Below are 20027 nucleotides of genomic sequence, written 5' to 3' on the forward strand. Positions count from 1 at the left end.
TAAAGCCGCTCGTATAAAAGGCCGCAGGAAACTCATGAAGCCTATGAACACCAAAAAGATCCTGGCGGCGCTCGCACTGATGCTCTGCGCCCTTGTTCTCTGGCAGGCCTACATCACCTTCCAGTCCCGCTACCTGCGCCCGTTCGACAATCAGACCAAGCTGTTCGACGGCAGCCAGCTACGCCTACCTGCCGGGTTAGCCGGCCCCGGGGCGATCCGCGTCGTGCACTTCTGGGACCCGGCCTGCCCCTGCAACGTGGGCAACCAGCAGCACCTTGGCGATCTGATTGCCCAGTTCGCCGACCAGGGCGTGGCATTCTACGTTGTGCAAAAGCCCGGCAGCCAAGGCCTGCTGCCCGCCAACCTCGCCAGCCTGCAAACCCTCGACAACCTGCCCGGCAGCGAACACCTGCCCGCCTCCCCTGCCGTGGCCATCTGGGACCGTCAGGGCAACCTTGCCTACTTCGGCCCCTACAGCGAAGGCGCGGTGTGCAATGCCAGTAACAGTTTCATCGAGCCGATCCTCAAAGCACTGCTGGCCGGGCGTAAGGTCAACGCCTCGAATACGCTGGCCGTAGGCTGCTACTGCCCCTGGACCGGCTGACACACCCGCGCCGGGTTACCCACGACGGTCGCCCCCGCTGGGACATCACGGGTCACCACACTGCCGGCGCCCACGATGGCGTTGTCGCCAATGGTCACCCCCGGTAGCACGATCGCTGCACCGCCGATCCACACATTGTTGCCAATGGTCACCGGTCGCCCGCTTTCCAGCCCACTACGCCGGACCTCGGGGTCAAGCGGATGGTCAGCCGCGTAGATCTGCACGTTGGGGCCGATCTGGCAGTCATCACCAATGCGCACTGGCACCACATCAAGGATCACGCAGTTGAAGTTCATGAACGTATTGCGGCCGATACTGATGTTGTAGCCGTAGTCGCAGTAGAACGGCGGGCGGATCACCGTGCCCTCGCCAACGTGGCCTAGATGCTCGGCCAGCAGGTCGTTGCGCGCTTCGTTGAGCAGCTCGACGCTGTTGTTGTAACGGTGCATCCAGTGCTTGCTGGCGATCTGTTCGGCCTGCAGCTCGGGGCAGCCAGCGTGATAGAGCTGGCCTGTGAGCATTTTCTGTTTTTCGCTGAGGGACATGGAAACTCCTTTCAGGGGGCTATGCTCTGTTCGCGAATCCGTCGATGATCGGACCACAGTTTCCGCTCGAATGCACAAGGAGTCCCGATGAAGCGCAGCCTGATCCTGTTGGCCGTGGCCGTTGTATCCGTGGCCGCTGGCGCCGGTTACTGGTATGTGCACGGCAAGCTGCCACAGCGTTCGGGCGAGGTGGCCATGGCTGGGCTGCAGGCGCCGGTCAGCGTGCGCTATGACGCCCGTGGCGTGCCCCACCTGCAAGCCCAGAACGAAGCGGACCTGTACCGCGCCCTGGGCTACGTGCATGCCCAGGATCGCTTGTTCCAAATGGAGATCATGCGCCGCCTGGCCCGTGGGGAACTGGCCGAAATATTCGGTAGCAAGCTGCTGCCCACCGACACTCTGTTTCGCAGCCTGCGCATCCGTGAACAGGCCGCGTTGATGGCTCAGCGCCAGGACCATCAATCGCCCGCCTGGCAAGCCCTGCAGGCCTATCTAGAGGGCGTCAACGCCTGGCAGGCCAGCCACCCCAAGCCGATGGAGTTCGATCTGATCGGCATCACGCCACGGCCGTTTACAGCCCAAGACACCCTGAGCATCGCCGGCTATCTGGCTTACAGTTTTGCGGCGGCCTTTCGCACCGAACCTGCACTGACCTACATCCGCGACCAGCTTGGCCCGCAATACCTGAAAATTTTCGACCTCGACTGGCAACCGCAGGGCGCGCTCGGTACGCCGCTAGCCGCTGCCGACTGGCAAAGCCTCGAAAGCGTGGCACTTGCCAGCCACCAAGCGCTGATCGACGCCGGTATCCCGCAGTTCGAAGGCAGCAATGCCTGGGCTGTTTCCGGTAGCCGCACCCGCAGCGGCAAACCCTTGCTGGCCGGTGACCCGCACATCAGTTTCGCCGTACCTGCCGTCTGGTACGAAGCCGAGCTCTCGGCACCTGGCTTCAACCTGTATGGCTACTTCCAGGCGCTGAACCCGTTCGCGATGTTGGGGCACAACCGTGATTTCGGCTGGAGCCTGACCATGTTCCAGAACGATGACGTCGACCTGATCGCGGAACAGACCAACCCCGCCAACCCCGACCAAGTAAAAATCGACGGCCAGTGGCAGACACTGGAACAGACCGAGCAGCAGATTGCGGTCAAAGGTGAGCAACCGGTAACCATCAACCTGCGCCGCTCAAGCCACGGCCCAATCGTCAATGAAGTCATCGGCAGCGCAGCCGGGTCTCGGCCGATTGCCATGTGGTGGGCGTTTCTCGAAACCGAGAACCCAATCCTGGAAGGGTTCTATCAGCTCAACCGCGCCGACACCTTGGGCAAGATGCGCGAAGCCGCTGCCAAGGTGCAGGCGCCAGGGCTGAATTTGGTCTGGGCCAACGCAAGTGGCGACATTGGCTGGTGGGCGGCGGCGAAACTGCCGATTCGCCCAGATGGGGTGAACCCGGCGTTCATTCTCGACGGTGCCAGCGGCCAGGCCGACAAACTCGGTTTCTATCCATTCAGCGTCAACCCGCAACAGGAGAACCCGGCCAGCGGCTATATCGTCTCGGCCAACTACCAGCCACCTTCCCTGGTGCCGATACCCGGCTACTACAACCTCGCCGACCGCGGCCGCCAGCTCGATCGCCAGCTGGCCAACCCGCAAGTGAAATGGGACACGCACAATAGCCAGGCGCTGCAGCTTGATACGGCCAGCGATTACGGTTCGCGTACCTTGGCGCCACTGTTGGCAACTCTGCGCGAGGTCGCTAAGGGCGACGAGGAGAAGGAACTGGTCGAGCAGCTTGCAGCCTGGCGCGGCGACTACCCGCTGGATTCCACCAGCGCCACGCTGTTCAACCAGTTCCTCTACGAGCTGGCGTTCGCAGCCCTGCATGACGAGTTGGGCGATACCTGGTTTCCGATACTGATCAGCACCCGCACCATCGACGCCGCCCTGCCACGCCTGGCGGCGGATGCCGACTCACCGTGGTGGAATACCCGCGGTGGCAACCAGCGTACCGACCGTACCGCCGTCGTGCGCACAGCTTGGCAGCAAAGCCTGAAACACCTGCGCGGCACCATGGGTAGCGACCCGGCCAGCTGGCAGTGGGGCAAAGCCCATACCCTGACCCACAACCACCCTCTTGGGGCCAAAAAGCCGCTGAACCTACTGTTCAACGTCGGGCCGTTCGCCGCGCCCGGTACCCATGAGGTGCCGAACAACCTCTCGGCGAAGATCGGCCCGGCGCCATGGCCGGTGACCTATGGGCCATCGACCCGGCGCCTGATCGACTTTGCCGATGCCGGGCAGTCACTGACCAGCAACCCGGTCGGGCAGAGTGGCGTGCCGTTCGACCAACATTTTTCGGATCAGGCCCAAGGGTATGTCGAAGGCAACTACCAGCGAGCACAGATGGGTGTGATTCCGGCGCAGAGCACGCTCAGGCTTGTACCTGGCGGATGAACAACAGCCGCAACTGCGCCACGCAGCGCACCCTCATTAACCTGCAACCGCTTATCAGCCGAGGTCCATTCATGCAAAAACACTTCATCGAAATCGACGGCGCCCGCATGAGCTACGTAGACCAGGGGCAAGGCTTTCCGGTACTGCTTGGCCATAGCTATCTGTGGTCGGCGGCCATGTGGCAGCCACAAATCGATGCCCTGTCACAGCACTTTCGTGTCATCGTCCCTGAACTCTGGGGCCATGGCGACTCCGATGCCCCACCGTGCACCACCACCGACATGAGCGCCCTGACCCGTCAGCACCTGGCACTGCTGGACGCGCTGAACATCCCGCAATGCCACTTGGTCGGCCTGTCAGTCGGCGGCATGTGGGGTGCGCAACTGGCCATCGAGCACCCCGAGCGGGTCGACCGCCTGGTGTTGATGGACACCTACCTCGGCGCCGAACCAGAAGCGACCCGGCAGAAGTACTTCGCCCTGCTGGATGCAGCGAGCGCGGCAGGCCACTTCAGCGATGAGCTGCTGGATATCATCGTGCCAATCTTCTTCCATGCCGGTGGGCAGACGGTGCCGGAGATTCGCGACCAGTTTCGCGCCGACCTCAAAGCAAGCACAGCCGAATCCATTCGGCATAGCCTGGACCCAATGGGGCGAGTGATATTTGGCAGGCCGGACCTGTTGCCGCAGCTATGCGCGATTGCCGGTGAGCGGGCCATCGTGCTCTGTGGCGATCAGGACATTCCTCGGCCGCCTGAAGAGTCCAATGAAATGGCGCGGATCATTGGCTGCCTGGCGGCCCAGATTCCGTTTGCGGGGCATATCTCCAGCCTGGAGAACCCCAAGGTGGTCAATGATTTCCTGTTGAACTGGCTACCGCGCAAGGCTTGAGCTCATCCCTGTGCGGAACGGGGCAGCTGCCCCAGCTCGCCAGCCACACACAAAAACGCCGACGCAAAAGCATCGGCGTTTTTACATCTCAAGAACGAATCAGAACGCAGGCAACACCGCACCCTGATACTTCTTGGCAATGAATTCCTTCACCTCAGGGCTGGTCAGGGCCTTGGCTAGCTTCTGAATCGCGTCGCTGTCTTTGTTGTCTGGGCGGGCCACCAGGAAGTTCACGTATGGCGAGTCGCTACCCTCGATCACCAGCGCATCCTTGGCAGGATTCAGGCCGGCTTCCAGGGCGTAGTTGGTATTGATCATGTCCAGGTCAACCTGATCCAGCACGCGAGGTAGCATGGCCGACTCGAGCTCGCGGAATTTAAGCTTCTTCGGGTTCTCGGCAATGTCTTTCGGGGTTGCCAGAGCGTTCTTCGGGTCTTTCAGGGTCAGCAGGCCGGCTTTCTGCAGCAGCAGCAAGGCGCGGCCGCTGTTGCTGCCCTCGTTAGGGATGGCAACGGTGGCGCCTTCCTTGAGCTCGTCCAGGCTCTTGACCTTCTTCGAGTAACCACCGAACGGCTCGACATGCACGCCGACCACGGTCACCAGGTGAGTACCCTTGCCTTCGTTGAAGTTCTGTAGGTATGGCAGGGTCTGGAAGTAGTTGGCGTCCAGGCGTTTTTGATCAACCTGGACGTTGGGCTGCACATAGTCGGTGAACACCTTGATCTGCAGGTCCACACCTTCCTTGGCCAAGGTCGGCTTGATCAGCTCGAGGATCTCGGCGTGGGGTACAGGCGTGGCAGCAACCACCAATTTCTCGGCAGCCGATGCCAGGCCAGCGAACGACAGGGTAGCGGCCAGGGCCGTGGTCAGCAGGGTCTTTTTCATGGTGTTCCTTGTTATGGATCTGAGCCACTGAGGATGGCGAAGTCGGGGGCCCAACCGTTTAAGCGGTGGGCGTGAGTCGGACGATACCGAGATTTTTTATACCTTAACAATATCTTTTAATTCGCCGCTTATTCCAAAAGCAAAATGCCACCACTGACTTCGCTATTAGCCCATCTAAGCTGCGGGCCCCGGCATATCGAGGTCTTGAGGCAACAGTTCATCCCCGTCGTTCACCAGCAGCGCAAAATGGATCACGTTCTCCAGCTCGCGGGTATTACCAGGCCAGGCATGCGCCTCCAATACCTGCTGCGCCGCTTCGCTGATCAACGCCAGAGGCCGCTGCAGGCGAACGCTGTAGATGCCCACGAAATACTCGGCCAAGGGCAGGATATCCCCCGGGCGTTCGCGCAGCGGCGGCAATAGAAGCGCGCCTTCGTTCAGATACTGGTACAGCCGTTCATTGAAGCGGCCGGCCTTCACCACCCGCGCCAGGTCGATGCTGCTGGCCGCTACCAGACGCACATCCACAGGCTGGGGCTGCTGTGCGCCAACACGGGTGACCTCGCGGTTTTCCAGGGCCGCTAGCAACTTGCCCTGGATGGCCAATGGCAGGTCGGCGATCTCGTCCAGATACAAAGTGCCGCCATTGGCCGAACCGAACCAGCCAGCGCGGCTACTGGCGGTGCCGCCCTGACTGCCTGCGCTATAGCCGAACAGCTCCGCGTCGGCATAGGTCGGGCTTATGGCCGCGCAGTTGACCGACACGAACAACCCAGGCCGATCACTGGCGCGGTGAATTTGCCGAGCCAGCAGCTCCTTGCCGGTACCGGTCTCGCCACGGATCAGCACTGGCACAGGCAGTGGCGCAAGCCGCTCCAGCGCCTCACGCAACAGTTGCGAGCGTGGGTCGATGAACACCAGCGCCTTGGCACGTATGCTCAGCGGGCTCTTGTCCAGCTCCGGAAAGGTCAGCAGGGGCTGGCCGAATGGGTTTTGAATGGTCATGACAAACTCCCGCCCCATACCGTCGGTGGCTGGGCGTCAGGCAAGGGTGAACGTACGTGGTCGATCAGGCGCGGCGCAGCGCGCGCTGCTCGACTCGGCTTTGCAAGCGGTACAAATAGGCGAAGCCCTGTTCCCAGCGTTGGTGGCCGGACTTGACATTGATATGCCCGGCATTGCTCAACAGGCCCGCGTCGGCGCCCCAGGCCTGGGCGAGGTACAGGGCCCGGGTTACGCTGACTGCCGGGTCGTTGTCGGAGCTGACGACCTGGCTGGGGAACGGCAGCGCCTGCAACGGGATCGGCGCAAAGTTGCGCAAAGCCTCCGCGCAGGTAGGCCGCTCGACATCCGCCGGCGCCACAAGCAACGCCCCACGGACCTGACGCAGCAATGCCGGGTTAGCCTGTGCGGCCCAATGGGCGACAGCGATGCAGCCCAGGCTGTGGGCGATAAGGATCACGGGTGTGGGTTCGGCGGCTATTGCCTGCTCCAACGCTTTTACCCAGTCGCTGCGCTGGGGTGTGAGCCAGTCATGCTGCTCGACTCGGGCGCTGTTGGGCAGCGTGCGCTGCCAGTGGCTCTGCCAATGGTTGTCTGGCGATCCTTGCCAGCCCGGCACAATCAGGTAACGAATCAGCTCATTGCGCATGGGACGCCTCCAACTAGTTTGCGTGTTTGAAGATCAGTATAGGGAACTAGTTATATGCGTAAAGGAATAAGAAGATATTTATCAATAACTAAAAGTTTGCTTAATAGTGATCATTCCGTTCGCGGCCACCTTGCAGTCGTAAAAAAGCCCGGGACTGGGCCCGGGCTGTTCATTCACTGACGACACTCAGATGTCTGTCACCTTCTGCCAGACCTTCGGTCGGAAGAACAGTGTCTCCCCGCGCGCCAACCCAGTCAGGCTGTCGTGGTCCTTGACCACCTCGGCTTCGATCAGCTCGCTCTGCCCTTCTACCTTCAAGGTCACCCGCGTGGTCGCCCCTAGCGGGCGGATGTCACGCACTTCGGCCGCGTGGTGCCCCTCGGTTTCATGGCGCGAGAGCGACACTTCGTGCGGGCGGAACAACACATGCTGCCCCTCGCTCAAGGCCAGACGGTTCGAATCACCCAGGAAGTGGTACACGAAATCGTTGGCCGGCTGCTCATACACCTCCCCCGGCGAGCCGATCTGCTCGATGACACCCTTGTTCATCACCACGATGCGGTCGGCCACTTCCATGGCTTCTTCCTGATCGTGAGTCACGAACACCGAGGTGAGGTTGATATCCTCGTGCAGCCGGGCCAACCAGCGGCGCAGCTCCTTGCGCACCTTGGCATCGAGCGCACCAAAGGGCTCATCGAGCAGCAGCACCTTAGGCTCCACTGCCAAGGCGCGGGCCAGGGCGATGCGCTGGCGCTGGCCACCGGATAGCTGCTCTGGGTAGCGATCGGACAGCCAATCCAGTTGCACCATGTTCAGAAGCTCATGGACCTTTTCAGCGATCCTGCTCTCGCTCGGACGCTCACCCTTGGGCTTCATGCGCAGGCCAAAGGCGACGTTGTCGAACACGCTCATGTGGCGGAACAACGCATAATGCTGGAACACGAAGCCAACGTTACGATCGCGCACATCGTGGCCGGATACGTCCTGGCCGTGGAACACGATACTGCCCTGGTCCGGGGTTTCCAGGCCGGCGATGATACGCAGCAGGGTGGTCTTGCCGCAGCCCGACGGGCCGAGCAGCGCTACCAGTTCACCGCTGTTGATGTCCAGGTTGATGTCGTTGAGGGCCTGGAAGCTGTTGAAGCGCTTGCTGACATTACGAACTTCGATCGACATGAATCATTCCTTCGCGGCGCTGTGGCGCAGGCGGTTAATACGGTTCTCGCTCCACTGCTTGAGCAGCAGGATGAAGAGCGCCAGGATCAGCAACAGGCTGGCCACGCTAAAGGCCGCAACATGGTTGTACTCGTTGTAGAGGATCTCCACGTGCAACGGCAAGGTGTTGGTCACGCCACGGATGTGGCCCGACACCACAGACACCGCGCCGAACTCGCCCATCGCCCGCGCGGTACACAGCACCACGCCGTAGATCAGGCCCCATTTGATGTTCGGCAAGGTTACGTGCCAGAACATCTGCCAGCCATTGGCACCGAGTAGACGTGCAGCCTCCTCTTCTTGAGTGCCCTGCTCCTGCATCAGCGGGATCAGCTCACGGGCCACGAATGGCACGGTGACGAAAATGGTCGCCAGGACGATACCCGGCAAGGCAAACACGATCTGGATGTCGTGGTCCTGCAACCAGGGGCCGAACAGCCCCTGCGCGCCGAACATCAGCACGTACACCAGGCCCGCGATGACCGGCGAGACCGAAAACGGCAGGTCGATCAGGGTCACCAGCACGCTCTTGCCACGGAAGTTGTATTTGCTGACGCACCAGGCGGCGCTGACACCGAACACCAGGTTGAGCGGCACCGAGATGACCACGGCGAGCAAGGTCAGCTTCAATGCTGACAAGGCATCGGGTTCGAAGATCGCTTCGAAAAAGGTGCCAAAACCGTTTTTCAGCGCCTGCGACACCACAATCACCAGCGGCAGCAGCAGAAACAGCACAAACACCAGCCAGCCAAGGCCGATCAGGATGCGCCGCGACGTGGCGCTGCCTCGCCGGGCGGCGTTGGCGGCAGCACTTGCATTCAGGGTTGAACTGGACATGCGGCCTCCTTCAAGGGGTTTCGATGCGACGCTGCAGCAGGTTGATCAGCAGCAGCAGGATGAAGGAAACCACCAGCATCAGCACGCCGATGGCAGTGGCGCCGGTGTAGTCGTACTGGTCGAGCTTGACCATGATCAGCAACGGCAGAATCTCGGTCTTCATCGGCATGTTGCCAGCGATGAAAATCACCGACCCGTACTCGCCAACGCCCCGGGCAAAGGCCAGGGCAAAGCCGGTGAGCCAGGCAGGCAGCAGCGCTGGCGCCAGAATGTGGCGGAACACCTGCACAGGCTTGGCGCCCAGGCAGGCGGCCGCCTCCTCGACCTCGCGCGGGATGTCCGCAAGCACCGGCTGCACCGTGCGCACCACGAATGGCAAGGTGACGAAGGTCAGCGCCAAAGTGATCCCCAGCGGGGTGTAGGCGATCTTGAAGCCCAGGTCGGTAGCGAACTGGCCAACCCAGCCATTTGGTGCGTACAGCGCAGTCAACGCGATCCCGGCAACGGCGGTGGGTAAGGCGAACGGCAGGTCGATCATCGCGTCGATGATCTTGCGTCCGGGGAAGGTGTAACGCACCAGCACCCAAGCCAGCAGGGTACCGATCACGCCGTTGATGATGGCGGCAAACAGCGCGGTGCCGAAGCTCAGTTGCAGTGCGGCGATCACCCGTGGGGCACTGACGATGGTCCAGAACTGCGCGAAGGTCAGCTGCGAGGCATGGATGAACATGGCCGCCAGCGGTATCAGCACGATCAGGCTGAGATACACCAAGGTGTAACCCAGCGTCAGCCCGAAGCCGGGTATGACGGGGGAAATGCGACGTGACATAAATATCCCTGGTTGAACGCACGAGGCCCGGGAGCGCTCCCGGGCCAGTGCAGGCGTCTAGATGCCGGGGCTGCATGGCCGCCCCGTGGGTTCCTTGGCGTTACTGTGCCTGATAGATCTGGTCGAACACACCACCATCATTGAAGAATTTTGGTTGCGCAGTCTTCCAGCCACCGAAGTCCTTGTCGATGGTTACCAGGTCCAGTTTCGGGAACTGTTTGCCGAATTCAGCCGCCACTTTTTCGTCTCGCGGGCGGTAGAAGTTCTCGGCGGCGATCTTCTGGCCTGCCGGGCTGTACAAGTGCTTGAGGTATTCGGTGGCAATTTCGGTATTGCCTTTCTTCTCGACATTCTTGTCCACCACCGCGACCGGCGGCTCAGCCAGGATCGACAGCGATGGCACCACGATTTCGAATTTATCGGCGCCGCCGTCCTCTTTCAGCGCCAGGAAGGCTTCGTTCTCCCACGCCAGCAGTACATCGCCCTGGCCGTTGTTGACGAAGGTAATGGTCGAGCCACGGGCACCGGTATCGAGCACCGGTACGTGTTTGAACAGCTCCTGAACGTAAGCCTTGGCCTTGTCTTCGCTGCCGCCGGTTTTCAGGCCGTAGGCCCAGGCGGCCAGGAAGTTCCAGCGAGCGCCGCCGGACGTTTTCGGGTTGGGGGTGATAACCGAGACATCCTGTTTGATCAGGTCGCCCCAATCCTTGATGCCTTTGGGGTTGCCCTTGCGCACCAGGAAGACGATGGTCGAGGTGTACGGAGTGCTGGCATCCGGCAGGCGCTTCTGCCAGTCCTCGGGGAGGGTCTTGCCCAGCTTGGCGATTTCGTCGATATCACCGGCTAGCGCCAGGGTCACCACGTCGGCGCGCAGGCCGTCGATCACAGCGCGGCCCTGCTTGCCCGAGCCGCCGTGGGACTGCTGAATCTTCACCTTGTCGCCCGGATGGGCCTCTTGCCAGTGCTTGATGAATTCGGCGTTGTACTGCTGATACAGCTCGCGGGTCGGGTCGTAGGACACGTTGAGCAGTTCGTAGTCCTTGGCGATGGCGGAACCGGCAAATACCGCACTGGCAAGCGCAGCCAGGGCATAACGGCGGATGGACATGGTGAAGCTCCCGATTGGCATTTTTCTAGTTTTGAAGGGGGTGGCGCGACTCAGCTGGGTTTGTGACCGGGCTGTTGCAGGCGGAATTTTTCCTTGCGCTCGATCTGCACGACCTGAGCGTTGTGCACGGTGATCTCTACCGCTCCAAACCGCAGGTCGCGCAGCGCGCTCTGGATTTCCCGCAAAATGGTGGCTTCATCCTGACCGTCGATGCTGCGCAGCGATGCACTCATGCTCGTTCTCCTTGGAGTGAGATGCCTGGCAGGGTTTGAAGGGGAAATGATTGCCTGGCTTGAGGGCCATAGTAGTGATGTGCGGATATTCTTAAAAATACTGTTTAAGAATTTTTATATAACCGAAAAAAATTAAAAGAAAATGCGGCTTCGGGGAAGGGATTGTCTTGTTGAGCTGTGCAGACCCGTTCGCGGCCCGCCACAGGCTGGGGCTGATCTGAAAACCCGCGCAGGCCCGCAAGAGCCGGTTTGCCGCGAATGCGCGGGTAGTTTCACCCTCGCATTCACGGCCAGGCCCGGCCTGGATGAAAGATCAGGGTCGGCCTTGTTCCTTGCCCTGTGGCTCGCGGATCTTGTACCAAGCCACATACAGCGCTGGCAGGAACAGCAGCGTGAGCAAGGTGGCGACGATGATCCCACCGATCATGGCGTAGGCCATCGGCCCCCAGAACACCTCGCGGGCAATCGGTATCATGCCCAGGCTCGCTGCTGCCGCCGTCAGCAGAATCGGCCTTCGCCGATGATTGGTGGCTTCGACCACGGCATCCCACGGCGTCAGGCCCTGGGCGTGGAACTCGTCGATCTGGGTCACCAGGATCACCGAGTTTCGGATGATGATGCCAGCCAGGGCAAGAATACCGAGGATTGCCACAAACCCCAGGGGCGTGCCAGTCGGCACCAGCGCCAGCACCACGCCGATCAAGCCCAGCGGCGCCACACTGATCACCAACAGCAACTTCTGCACGCTGTGCAGTTGGATCATCAGGAAAGTCGCCATTAGGAACAGCATCAGCGGTATGACTTTGCTGATCGGCCCCTGAGCCTTGGCGCTCTCCTCCACCGTACCGCCCGTAGCCACTTCGAAGCCCACAGGTAATTTGCTGGCGAACTCATCGATCTTCGGCTTGAGCTGAGCCACCAGGTCAGTCGGCTGAATGTCACCGTTGACCGATGCCTTGATGGTGATGGTTGGCTTGCGATCGCGGCGCCACACCAGTGGCTGTTCGAGCTCGTAGCGCACGGTAGCGAAAGACAACAGTGGGATCGAGGTGCCGTTGGGGGTGAGGATCTGCAGGTTCTGCAGGGTATCGGGCGAGCCGCGCTCACCGTCTTCGGCGCGGGCGACCACATCGATCAGGTAGATGTTGTCGTTGACCTGGGTGATCGGCACACCGCTGACGATGCTGTTCATCACTTTGGCCACATCCTCGGACGACAACCCCAGCTGGCGGGCCTTGTCCTGGGCGATCTCCACCCGCAGCACCTTGCCGGGCTCGTTCCAGTCGAACATCATCTCGCCGATGTACTTGTTCTGATCCAACAAGGTCGCCAGGTCGATGGCGTGTTTGCGCACCTGATCGATATCGCCGCCACTGACCCGGTACTGGATCGGCCGCCCTACGGGCGGGCCCATCTCCAGCGACTGTACGTTGACACCGACACCGACGAAGTCTTCCCGCAGTATCTTCCTAAGGCGCGGCATCAAAGCCTCGCGCGCTTCAAGGCTCTTGCTGACGATCACCAACTGCGCGTAGTACGGGTTCTGCAGCTGCTGGTCCAGGGGCAGGTAGAAACGGATCGCACCCTGGCCGATGTAAGTGCTCCAGTGCACCAAGTCAGGGTCATCCTTGATCCGCGCCTCGAAACGATCCACCACTTTGCGGGTTTCCTCGATCGAAGCATTCTGCGGCAGGTTCAGGTCGACGAGGATTTCCGGCCGGTCAGATGACGGGAAGAACTGGTTCTGCACGAAGCGCATACAAAAGACCGCCAGGGCGAACAACACCACCGTGCCGATGATGGTCAGCCAGCGATGGCGCATGCACCATAGCAGGCCATGCTCGAATGCCCGGCCAACCCGGCCTGGCTCGTTCGAATGGCCTTTGACCTTGCGGCTGCTGAGGATATGCACACCCAACACCGGGGCGAAGAACACCGCCACCACCCACGACACCAGCAGCGCCACCGCGATAACGGCGAACAGGGTGAAGGTGTATTCACCGGCAGAGCTGCCGTTCAAGCCAATGGGCACGAAGCCGGCCACCGTAACCAGGGTGCCCGTGAGCATGGGAAATGCCGTGGAGGTATAGGCGAAGGTGGCGGCCTGCTCCCGGCTTTCGCCCATCTCCAGCCGTGTGACCATCACCTCGACCGTGATCATCGCGTCATCGACCAGCAAACCCAGAGCGATGATCAAAGCCCCCAGTGAAATTCGCTGCATGGTGATGCCGCTGTATTCCATGAACACGAACACCATCGCCAGCACCAGTGGAATCGAGCATGCCACTACCAGGCCCGCGCGCATCCCCAGGCTGATGAAGCTCACCGCCAGCACGATCACCACGGCTTCGAACAGCGCACTGGTGAAGCCACCAACTGCCTTTTCGACCACGACGGACTGGTCCGAGACGGTATGCACGCCCACGCCAATCGGCAGATCTTCTATCACCTGGTCCATCCGGTGTTTCAGCGCATCACCGAACACCTGCACGTTGCCACCGGCCTTCATGCCGATGGCAAGGCCAATGGCGGTCTGACCGTTGTAACGGAACATCGGTGACGGCGGGTCGACGTAACCGCGCTGGATGTTGGCGATATCGGCCAGGCGGTAGAAGCGGTCATTGATCTTCAGGTTGACAGTCTGCAGGTCTTTTTCCGAAGCGAATTGCCCGGTGGTGCGCACAGAGATACGTTCCGGGCCAGCCTCGATCACCCCAGCCGGGGTTACGGCGTTCTGCGCTTGCAAAGCCTGCATGACCTGACGCTGGTCGATACCCAGCGCGGCCAACTTGCGGGTCGAGAAATTCAGGTACAGCACTTCATCCTGAGTGCCGATCATTTCGATCTTGCCGATATTGGGCACGTCGCGCACTTCGGCGCGGGCCTGCTCCACGTAATCGCGCAGTTGACGCAGGGTGAGGCCATCGGCGGTGAACGCATAGACAGAGCCGAATACATCGCCGAATTCGTCATTGAAACCCGGGCCCTGGATGCCTGAGGGGAAGTCCCCGCGAATGTCCTGGATCTTCTTGCGCACCTGGTACCAGATTTGCGGGATGTCCTCGGCCTTGGTGGTATCGCGCAGGTAGACATACACCGTCGACTCGCCTGGGCGGGTGTAGCTTTTGGTGTAGTCGAGCGAATCGAGGTCTTCGAGCTTCTTCTCGATGCGGTCGGTGACTTGGTACAAGGTTTCGGCCTGAGTCGCACCAGGCCAGCGGGTCTGGATCACCATGGTCTTGATGGTGAACGACGGGTCTTCCTCACGGCCAAGATTGAAGTACGAAAAAATACCCATCAGCAGGCTGACGAACATCAGGTACCAGACGAAGGATTGATGCTTGAGCGCCCAGTCGGACAGGTTGAAGCTTCCTTTCATTGCGCATCCTCGTCGAAGATGACCTTCTGGCCAGGCTTGAGGCTGTTGACGCCGGCAGTCACCACGTATTCGCCGGGCTGCACGCCCGAGGCCAGCACGATACTGTCGTCGGTTCGCTCGATCAAAGTGACGTCCCGGGTATTCACGGTTTTTTGCTGGGTGTCGATCACCCAGACCTGGGTCTTGCCATCGCGTTCGAGCAGGGCGCTCAGTGGTAGCTCGCTGCGCGCCGATACCGGCGAGCTCAGAGTGACGCTGATCGCGGTGCCCAGATGGAACGCCGGCGGGGTGCTGGCCAGGGTCAGGCGGGCGCGGCGGGTACGGGTGGTCGGGTCTGCCTGGGGCTCCAGCTCACGCAAGGTTGCGGTAGTGTTGATGTCAGGATCGAGTTGCGAGGCGACGGTGAAGGTGAGGTTCTGGTTAAGTTGCTCGGCCACCCCGATCGGCAGGTCGATCACCGCCTCTTTCACATCAGGCCGCGCCAGCGTCACCACGGCCTGGCCAGCGGTAACGGTCTGCCCGGCCTCGGCCTGCCAAGCAGTGATCACTGCATCGTGGTCGCTGCGCAGGGTGCTGTAGCCGAGCTGGTCCTGGGCCTGGCGCTTAGCCGAGCGGGCCTGCTCCAGGGCAGCGCCGGTGGTCTTGAGGTTGGTCTGGGCGATATCCAACTGCGCCTGGGCCCCCACACCGCGATCATAGAGCTGCTGCTGACGGCGGGCATCGGCCTGGGCGTTGATCCACTGCGCCTGCACCCTGGCCAAGTCGCCCTCGGCGGCACGCAGTTGGTTTTGCTGGTCGGTAGGGTCAAGGGTCGCCAAAGTGTCGCCGGCTTTGACCTGGGCGCCCACATCCAGCCAGCGCCGCGCGATGCGCCCACCAACCCGGAAGCCCAAGGTGCTCTCGAAGCGCGCCTCGATCACCCCGGCGAAGCGCCCCAATTGCGCCTGCACCTGTGGCTGCACCTTGACCGACAGCACCGGGCGGATCGGCTCGGGCGCTTGCTCCTCACTACCGCAGGCAGCAAGCAGCATGGCGGCCGATACCATCAGCAGACGCTTCATCGTGCACCTCCGGGAGCTGTGGCATCGACTTTCTCCACCTGCATGCCGGGGTGTAGCAGCTGGGTTCCGTTGACCACGACCGTTTCCCCAGCCTTCAGGCCACTGGCGATGACGACCTTGCCGGTCAGGTAGCGGCCGACCTCGACCTTACGCAGTTCGACCTTGTCATCCTCGCCAACCACCCAAACCGCCGGGGCATGCAGCGCCTTGGTCAACGCCGACCATGGCAGCTCGATGCTCGGCCTGCCGACCGCATGGGTACTGGCGGTGACCGGTGCGCCCAGTTGCATACCGGGTGGTACGTTCTTCAGCGCCACCTTGACCTGCACCGTGCCACTTTGCGCCGACACTGTAGGGGTTATCTCGCGCACGAACCCTTGAGCCTGGATCTTGGGGTCGTCCAGCAGGCTAACGGTGACGCCGGTATCGCTCGGTGGCGCGACCAACAAGGATTCATACACGTTGAAGACTGCATCGCGCTCGCCATCCCGAGCCAGGCTGAAGATCGGCATGGTCGCCTGTACCACCTGGCCGACCTCGGCCTGGCGCGCGGTGATCACGCCATCGGCCTCGGACACCAGGGCGGTGTAGCTCAGTTGCTCGTTGGCATTGGCCAACTGCGCCTGAGCGGCCTTGAGCGCACTTTGGTTACTGCGCAGGGCAGCTTCGGCGGAATCGTATTCGCTTTTGCTGGTGTAGCCTTTGGGCAGCAACTTCTGCTGGCGCACGAACGCGGCACTGGTCTGGGTGACCCGCGCCTGGGCAGCAAAGACCTCGGCCTTGGCCGAGTCGACATTGTTCTGCAGGTCTTTGGGGTCAAGCCGTGCCAATACCTGCCTGGCTTTGACGTGGTCGCCGACATCCACGCTTCGGGAGATGATCTTGCCACCGACGCGGAACGACAAGTCGGTCTGCACCCGTGCTTGAACATCCCCAGTGAGGGTCACCCTGGCCGCGAAATCGGTTGGCGATACCTGCTGCACGCCCACCCGTGGGTGCGTTTGAGGCACTTCTTCTTTACTACAGCCGGTGAGCAAAAACAGCAGCCCCAGAAAAACGACCGACAATGGACGCATGAACTTCATGCAGGCTCCTTGCTTGCGCGCAAATGATTCGAGGGATGCGACTGTCAGCGTAGTCCAGGGTTCGAAAAACATCGCAGGCGGCAAACCGTTACACGCTTATCAGGTGCTGATTTCGAGGCAGGCAATTCGATCGTGGCGGGGGCATACGCGGGTGAACCCGCCCCCACAGGTTGGCGCATCTCAGAGCATGCGCAAGCCTTGTGGCAGCGGGTTCACTGGCGAATAGGCGGGGTCAGGCTGATGCAGCCACCTGGTTCGAGCGCTTGAGCTGAGGCTGCGAAGCGTTTGCTGCAGCCCCCTCTTCAATTGCCTGCTGAATCGCCTTGCGGCGACGCTCTTCGGCACGGCGGCTGAAGAACCAGACGAAGAAGGTCACGATGGACACCGACAGCAGAATCAAGCTGGCTACGGCGTTGATCTCGGGCTTCACGCCCAGGCGCACGGCCGAGAACACTTCCATCGGCAAGGTCGTCGAACCCGGGCCTGACACGAAGCTGGCCAGAACCAGGTCGTCCAGCGACAGCGCGAACGACATCATGCCGCCCGCCGCCAACGACGGCGCGATCATCGGGATGGTGATCAGGAAGAACACCTTCCACGGCTTGGCACCCAAGTCCATGGCCGCCTCTTCGATCGACAGGTCCAGCTCACGCAGACGTGCCGACACCACCACCGCCACATAGGCTGCACAGAACGTGGTGTGTGCGATCCAGATGGTGACGATGCCACGCTCCTGCGGCCAGCCGATCATCTGCGCCATGGCCACGAACAGCAGCAACAGCGACAGACCGGTAATCACCTCTGGCATCACCAGCGGCGCGGTGACCAAACCACCGAACAGGGTGCGCCCCTTGAAGCGGGTGACCCGGGTCAGCACGAAGGCCGCCAGAGTGCCCAGCGCCACTGCCGCCACCGCCGTGTAGCAGGCGATTTCCAGCGAGCGCATGACCGAACCCATCAACTGGGTATTGTCGAGCAGGCCGACGTACCACTTCACCGACCAGCCGCCCCACACCGTCACCAGCTTGGAAGCGTTGAACGAATAGATCACCAGGATCAGCATCGGCAGGTAAATGAACAGCAAGCCAAGCACCAGCATCACGCTGGAGAAACTGAAGCGCTTCATGCTCTGCCCTCCATTTCTTTAGCCTGGCTGCGGTTGAACAGCAGGATCGGCACGATCAGGATCGCCAGCATCACCACCGCCAAGGCAGAGGCCACCGGCCAGTCACGGTTATTGAAGAATTCCTGCCACAGCACTTTACCGATCATCAAGGTTTCCGGGCCGCCGAGCAGTTCAGGGATGACGAACTCGCCTACTACCGGGATGAACACCAGCATGCAGCCGGCGATGATGCCGTTCTTCGACAGCGGCACGGTGATCTTCCAGAAGCTGTTGAAAGTGCTCGACCCCAGGTCCGAAGCCGCTTCGAGCAAGCTTTGATCGTGCTTCACCAGGTTGGCGAACAGCGGCAGAATCATAAACGGCAGGTACGAATAGACCACGCCGATATACACCGCCAGGTTGGTGTTGAGGATCTGTAACGGCTGATCGATCAACCCAGTCCACAGCAAGAAGCCATTGAGCAGGCCGTTGTTGCTGAGGATGCCCATCCAGGCATAGACGCGGATCAGGATCGCGGTCCAGGTCGGCATCATGATCAGCAGCAGCAGAACCGTCTGGGTTTCCTTCTTGGCATTGGCGATGGCATAGGCCATCGGGTAGCCGATCAGCAGGCACAGCAGGGTGCTGAAGAAGGCCATCTTCAACGAACCCAGGTAGGCCGAGATGTACAGTTCATCCTCGGTCAACAGGCCGTAGTTGGCCAGGTTGAGTACCAACTGGATCTTGTCTTCGACGTAGGTATAGATCTCGGTATACGGCGGGATCGCTACGTCGGCTTCAGCGAAGCTGATCTTCAGCACGATGAAGAACGGCAGCATGAAGAACAGGAACAGCCAGATGAACGGAATCCCGATCACCACGTGCCGCCCCTCCGGGGTCAGGCGTTGGAAGGCTCGCTTGAGCTTGCGAATTTTCATGACCGCAGTACCACGCCGCTGTCGTCTTCCCACCACACGAACACTTCATCGCCCCAGGTCGGCCGGGCGCCCTGGCGTTCGGCATTGGCGACGAAGGTCTGGACGATCTTGCCGCTGGGCAACTCAACATAGAACACCGAGTGGCCGCCCAGGTAGGCGATGTCATGCACCTTGCCGCGCGACCAGTTGTGCTCGAAGTCTGGCTGGGTGGTGGTGACCAGGAGTTTCTCCGGGCGCAATGCGTAGGTGATGTGCTTGTCTTCCACCGAGGTGGTGATGCCGTGGCCCACGTAGATCTTGCGCTCCAGCTCAGGGCTGGCAATGATCGCGTAGCCCTCGGCGTCGTCGACCACATCACCCTCGAACAGGTTGACGTTACCGATGAATTCGCACACCAGGCGGCTGGTAGGGGTCTCGTAGATGTCCACTGGCGAGCCGATCTGGGCGATCCAGCCTAGATGCATGATGGCGATGCGCTGGGCCATGGTCATGGCCTCTTCCTGGTCGTGGGTCACCATCACGCAGGTCACGCCCACGCGCTCGATGATTTCCACCAGTTCCAGTTGCATCTGCGACCGCAGTTTCTTGTCCAGCGCACCCATTGGCTCATCGAGCAGCAGCAGCTTGGGGCGTTTGGCCAGGGAGCGAGCCAGCGCCACCCGCTGACGCTGGCCACCGGAAAGCTGGTGTGGCTTGCGCTTGGCGTACTGAGTCATGTGCACCAGCTTGAGCATCTCGGCCACGCGGGCGTCGATCTCGGCCTTGGGCATTTTGTCCTGCTGCAGGCCGAAGGCGATGTTCTGCGCAACGGTCATGTGCGGGAACAGCGCGTAGGACTGGAACATCATGTTGATTGGCCGCTCGTACGGCGGCATGTCGGTGATGTCGACGCCATCGAGGAAGATCCGCCCTTCTGTCGGGCGCTCGAAGCCAGCCAGCATACGCAGCAAGGTCGATTTGCCGGAGCCGGAGCCACCTAGCAGGGCGAAGATCTCGCCTTTGCGGATTTCCAGGGACACATCGTCCACGGCGACGGTTTCGTCGAATTTTTTTGTAACCCGGTCGATCTTGACCAGCACCTGCTTGGGTTGCTGGCCACCCTCGAGGGCTTTTTTATAGGCACCGGAGGCAACTGCCATGAGTGAAACTCCCAACAAGATTTTTGTGCCCGTGCCGCCTGAGGTCAGGTGCCGACACGGGTCTGGATG

Annotated in this window: 18 protein-coding genes; 3 read left to right on the forward strand and 15 right to left on the reverse strand. The window is 61.2% G+C overall.

Going from position 1 to position 20027, the window contains the following annotated elements; all coding sequences use genetic code 11:
* Positions 1-43 precede the first annotated feature (43 nt).
* On the forward strand, positions 44-604 hold the full coding sequence (locus HU725_RS21800; protein ID WP_437180338.1) for a DUF6436 domain-containing protein: 561 nt from the start codon (positions 44-46) through the stop codon (positions 602-604).
* On the opposite strand, the gene HU725_RS21805 is transcribed toward HU725_RS21800, so the two are convergent.
* Positions 583-1149, reverse strand: a complete 567-nt coding sequence (locus HU725_RS21805) for a sugar O-acetyltransferase (protein ID WP_186476227.1) — start codon at positions 1147-1149, stop codon at positions 583-585. The two genes, HU725_RS21800 and HU725_RS21805, sit on opposite strands and share 22 nt — an antisense overlap.
* Before the next feature lie 87 nt (positions 1150-1236).
* Here HU725_RS21805 and HU725_RS21810 point away from each other — a divergent pair, with 87 nt between their 5' ends.
* Complete coding sequence (locus tag HU725_RS21810; protein WP_186476226.1) at positions 1237-3603, forward strand: penicillin acylase family protein; 2367 nt, start codon at positions 1237-1239, stop codon at positions 3601-3603.
* Positions 3604-3674: 71 nt separating this feature from the next.
* Entirely contained in the window at positions 3675-4493 is an 819-nt protein-coding gene (locus HU725_RS21815; RefSeq protein WP_186476225.1) for an alpha/beta fold hydrolase, read from the forward strand.
* A gap of 99 nt (positions 4494-4592) precedes the next feature.
* Here the strand turns inward: HU725_RS21815 and HU725_RS21820 are convergent, their stop codons facing one another.
* The 14 genes from HU725_RS21820 to potA all read right to left on the reverse strand — a co-directional run bounded on the left by HU725_RS21820 (position 4593) and on the right by potA (position 19958).
* Positions 4593-5378 carry a MetQ/NlpA family ABC transporter substrate-binding protein gene (locus tag HU725_RS21820; RefSeq protein WP_186476224.1) on the reverse strand — a complete coding sequence of 262 codons (786 nt, stop codon included), beginning with the start codon at positions 5376-5378 and terminating at the stop codon, positions 4593-4595.
* Positions 5379-5552: 174 nt separating this feature from the next.
* A complete protein-coding gene (locus tag HU725_RS21825; RefSeq protein ID WP_186476223.1) occupies positions 5553-6383 on the reverse strand; it encodes a sigma 54-interacting transcriptional regulator in 831 nt (276 codons plus the stop codon).
* Positions 6384-6447: 64 nt separating this feature from the next.
* Positions 6448-7029 (reverse strand): alpha/beta hydrolase, encoded by a 582-nt coding sequence (locus tag HU725_RS21830; RefSeq protein WP_186476222.1) that lies wholly within the window; start codon positions 7027-7029, stop codon positions 6448-6450.
* A gap of 186 nt (positions 7030-7215) precedes the next feature.
* A complete protein-coding gene (locus HU725_RS21835; RefSeq protein ID WP_186476221.1) occupies positions 7216-8205 on the reverse strand; it encodes a sulfate/molybdate ABC transporter ATP-binding protein in 990 nt (329 codons plus the stop codon).
* A gap of 3 nt (positions 8206-8208) precedes the next feature.
* On the reverse strand, positions 8209-9081 hold the full coding sequence (gene cysW / locus HU725_RS21840; protein ID WP_186476220.1) for a sulfate ABC transporter permease subunit CysW: 873 nt from the start codon (positions 9079-9081) through the stop codon (positions 8209-8211).
* 10 nt (positions 9082-9091) lie between these two features.
* Complete coding sequence (gene cysT / locus HU725_RS21845; protein ID WP_186476219.1) at positions 9092-9910, reverse strand: sulfate ABC transporter permease subunit CysT; 819 nt, start codon at positions 9908-9910, stop codon at positions 9092-9094.
* A gap of 100 nt (positions 9911-10010) precedes the next feature.
* The gene (locus HU725_RS21850) at positions 10011-11018 is read right to left on the reverse strand and encodes a sulfate ABC transporter substrate-binding protein (RefSeq protein WP_186476218.1); all 1008 of its coding nucleotides are present in this window, start codon (positions 11016-11018) and stop codon (positions 10011-10013) included.
* Positions 11019-11068: 50 nt separating this feature from the next.
* Positions 11069-11251 (reverse strand): sulfur starvation response protein OscA, encoded by a 183-nt coding sequence (oscA, locus tag HU725_RS21855; protein WP_060477151.1) that lies wholly within the window; start codon positions 11249-11251, stop codon positions 11069-11071.
* Positions 11252-11564: 313 nt separating this feature from the next.
* Positions 11565-14630, reverse strand: a complete 3066-nt coding sequence (locus tag HU725_RS21860) for an efflux RND transporter permease subunit (protein ID WP_186476217.1) — start codon at positions 14628-14630, stop codon at positions 11565-11567.
* Complete coding sequence (locus HU725_RS21865) at positions 14627-15691, reverse strand: efflux RND transporter periplasmic adaptor subunit (RefSeq protein ID WP_186476216.1); 1065 nt, start codon at positions 15689-15691, stop codon at positions 14627-14629. Before HU725_RS21865 ends, HU725_RS21860 begins: the two co-directional genes overlap by 4 nt.
* Complete coding sequence (locus HU725_RS21870) at positions 15688-16776, reverse strand: efflux RND transporter periplasmic adaptor subunit (RefSeq protein ID WP_186476215.1); 1089 nt, start codon at positions 16774-16776, stop codon at positions 15688-15690. Before HU725_RS21870 ends, HU725_RS21865 begins: the two co-directional genes overlap by 4 nt.
* A 232-nt stretch (positions 16777-17008) precedes the next feature.
* A complete protein-coding gene (locus HU725_RS21875; protein ID WP_186476214.1) occupies positions 17009-17902 on the reverse strand; it encodes an ABC transporter permease subunit in 894 nt (297 codons plus the stop codon).
* Entirely contained in the window at positions 17899-18819 is a 921-nt protein-coding gene (locus HU725_RS21880) for an ABC transporter permease subunit (RefSeq protein WP_060477156.1), read from the reverse strand. The genes HU725_RS21875 and HU725_RS21880 overlap by 4 nt, the downstream gene beginning before the upstream one ends.
* Positions 18816-19958, reverse strand: coding sequence for a polyamine ABC transporter ATP-binding protein (gene potA, locus HU725_RS21885; protein ID WP_060477157.1), 1143 nt, complete (start codon positions 19956-19958; stop codon positions 18816-18818). Before potA ends, HU725_RS21880 begins: the two co-directional genes overlap by 4 nt.
* Positions 19959-20027: the final 69 nt, after the last annotated feature.

This window comes from Pseudomonas promysalinigenes (genome assembly GCF_014269025.2).
Taxonomy (GTDB): Bacteria; Pseudomonadota; Gammaproteobacteria; order Pseudomonadales; family Pseudomonadaceae; genus Aquipseudomonas; species Aquipseudomonas promysalinigenes.

Bases quoted from the DNA above. Each gene is read 5' to 3' on its own strand.
- HU725_RS21865 (WP_186476216.1), bottom strand. From the start codon at position 15,691: ATGAAGCGTCTGCTGATGGTATCGGCCGCCATGCTGCTTGCTGCCTGC.
- HU725_RS21805 (WP_186476227.1), bottom strand. From the start codon at position 1,149: ATGTCCCTCAGCGAAAAACAGAAAATGCTCACAGGCCAGCTCTATCAC.
- HU725_RS21850 (WP_186476218.1), bottom strand. From the start codon at position 11,018: ATGTCCATCCGCCGTTATGCCCTGGCTGCGCTTGCCAGTGCGGTATTT.
- HU725_RS21880 (WP_060477156.1), bottom strand. From the start codon at position 18,819: ATGAAAATTCGCAAGCTCAAGCGAGCCTTCCAACGCCTGACCCCGGAG.
- cysT (WP_186476219.1), bottom strand. From the start codon at position 9,910: ATGTCACGTCGCATTTCCCCCGTCATACCCGGCTTCGGGCTGACGCTG.
- HU725_RS21810 (WP_186476226.1), top strand. From the start codon at position 1,237: ATGAAGCGCAGCCTGATCCTGTTGGCCGTGGCCGTTGTATCCGTGGCC.
- HU725_RS21830 (WP_186476222.1), bottom strand. From the start codon at position 7,029: ATGCGCAATGAGCTGATTCGTTACCTGATTGTGCCGGGCTGGCAAGGA.
- cysW (WP_186476220.1), bottom strand. From the start codon at position 9,081: ATGTCCAGTTCAACCCTGAATGCAAGTGCTGCCGCCAACGCCGCCCGG.
- HU725_RS21875 (WP_186476214.1), bottom strand. From the start codon at position 17,902: ATGAAGCGCTTCAGTTTCTCCAGCGTGATGCTGGTGCTTGGCTTGCTG.
- HU725_RS21820 (WP_186476224.1), bottom strand. From the start codon at position 5,378: ATGAAAAAGACCCTGCTGACCACGGCCCTGGCCGCTACCCTGTCGTTC.
- HU725_RS21815 (WP_186476225.1), top strand. From the start codon at position 3,675: ATGCAAAAACACTTCATCGAAATCGACGGCGCCCGCATGAGCTACGTA.
- potA (WP_060477157.1), bottom strand. From the start codon at position 19,958: ATGGCAGTTGCCTCCGGTGCCTATAAAAAAGCCCTCGAGGGTGGCCAG.
- HU725_RS21870 (WP_186476215.1), bottom strand. From the start codon at position 16,776: ATGAAGTTCATGCGTCCATTGTCGGTCGTTTTTCTGGGGCTGCTGTTT.
- HU725_RS21825 (WP_186476223.1), bottom strand. From the start codon at position 6,383: ATGACCATTCAAAACCCATTCGGCCAGCCCCTGCTGACCTTTCCGGAG.
- oscA (WP_060477151.1), bottom strand. From the start codon at position 11,251: ATGAGTGCATCGCTGCGCAGCATCGACGGTCAGGATGAAGCCACCATT.
- HU725_RS21860 (WP_186476217.1), bottom strand. From the start codon at position 14,630: ATGAAAGGAAGCTTCAACCTGTCCGACTGGGCGCTCAAGCATCAATCC.
- HU725_RS21835 (WP_186476221.1), bottom strand. From the start codon at position 8,205: ATGTCGATCGAAGTTCGTAATGTCAGCAAGCGCTTCAACAGCTTCCAG.
- HU725_RS21800 (WP_437180338.1), top strand. From the start codon at position 44: ATGAACACCAAAAAGATCCTGGCGGCGCTCGCACTGATGCTCTGCGCC.